General features: G+C 69.1%; 2 protein-coding genes. One reads left to right on the plus strand and one right to left on the minus strand.

The features are described from left to right. A partial coding sequence (locus tag EQG76_RS17110) for a GGDEF domain-containing protein (protein ID WP_159715607.1) occupies positions 1-874 on the minus strand: 874 nt, incomplete at its 3' end. 208 nt (positions 875-1,082) lie between these two features. On the opposite strand from EQG76_RS17110, the gene EQG76_RS17115 reads away from it, so the two are divergent. After that, positions 1,083-1,371, plus strand: a 289-nt coding sequence (locus EQG76_RS17115) for an SDR family NAD(P)-dependent oxidoreductase (RefSeq protein WP_159715608.1), incomplete at its 3' end; no start/stop codon positions are given.

Genomic DNA, 1,371 nt, shown 5'->3' on the forward strand with positions numbered 1-1,371 from the left:
GCGACAGCCCGCTCTTTGTGGTGATCTTGGCCATGCCCTCAAGCATGGTCCGGGCCCGCTCGGCGATGCCGGCGGCCTCGGCGAGCGTGGTATCGGGCAGGAGGATCGCAAACTCCTCGCCGCCGAAGCGGGCGGCCAGGCCGTGGCTGCCGGCGGCCTGGCGCAGGATCCGGGCAAACGCGACCAGGATCAGGTCGCCGGCCTTGTGCCCGTAGCTGTCGTTGAAGCGCTTGAAATGGTCGATGTCGGCGAGGATCAGGCTGGCCAGCGGATGCCGGTGCATCTCCTCGTCCAGGCAGCGCCGGTTGCCGATCTGGGTGAGCGGATCGGTCCGTGACCGGGCCCGCTCGATCTCGAAGCGCGCGCTGACCCGGGCGATGCTCCGGGTCGAGGCCTCGATGCGCTCGGTCACGCCCGCGCGCAGCCGCCTGTTCTCCTGGGCTAGTGCCGCCAGTTCCTGGCAGATCCGTTCAAGCGTGGCCCTGGCGGCACCGCCGGCCGTGCCGGCCAGGGCGGCCAGCTCCGTGCCGATCCCGCCGAACCGGCGGTCATGGCCCGCGGTCGTGCGGAGCAGGTCCGCGATCTCGGTGACGCTGCGACCGAGGCTCCGGATCGTCTCGTCATAGTCCTCCAGCATCGGCTCGCTGCCGAAATGACGTTGATAGATCGCCTCGCAGTGCTGGGAGCTGGCGGTGGCGGGATCGGCCAGCATCGCCTGCACCTCCGTGGCCAGCTCCGGAAACTGCCCGGCGTGGTAGGCGAACACGATGCTGTAGCTGGCCGGCAGCGGTGCCAGGTCCAGCTCGTCCAGGCTGGTCATGGTCAAGGCGGCGAGCCTGTCCGCGGCTTCCCGATCCAGAATGAGATGGAGCATGCCGAAAATCCGGAGTGCCTGATGTGCAAGCCGCATTTGCGCCAATAACGTGTGTCGACGTCAACTAGCTTCTACCTCAAGGCGACAACTGCGCCGGCGGGGGCAGCGAGAAGCAATGGCGGCGCGCGCGCAACCTCGCCGCGGGCGGGCCGTTCTCCACGCAGCGCAACGCCGCCCTGAGAGGGGCCGAAGGCCAGGAGCAGAGCCGATGATCACCGACCCGAAGAACGACGCGCCGCAGCCGCCTCAGCCCAAGCAGCAGCAGGACATGCCCGGCGAGACTGGCAAGATGACGCCCAAGCCAGACCATGGCGAGGAAAGCTACAAGGGCAGCGGCCGGCTCGCGGGGCGGGCCGCGATCATCACCGGCGCCGATTCCGGCATCGGCCGCGCCGTCGCGATCGCGTTTGCCCGCGAGGGTGCGGACGTGCTGATCTCCTATTACAACGAGCACGAGGACGCCAAGGAGACCGCCCGCTGGGTGGAGCAGGCTGGCC

Origin of the sequence: Geminicoccus flavidas (assembly GCF_009806515.1) — a bacterium.
In the GTDB taxonomy this organism is placed as follows: Bacteria; Pseudomonadota; Alphaproteobacteria; order Geminicoccales; family Geminicoccaceae; genus Geminicoccus; species Geminicoccus flavidus.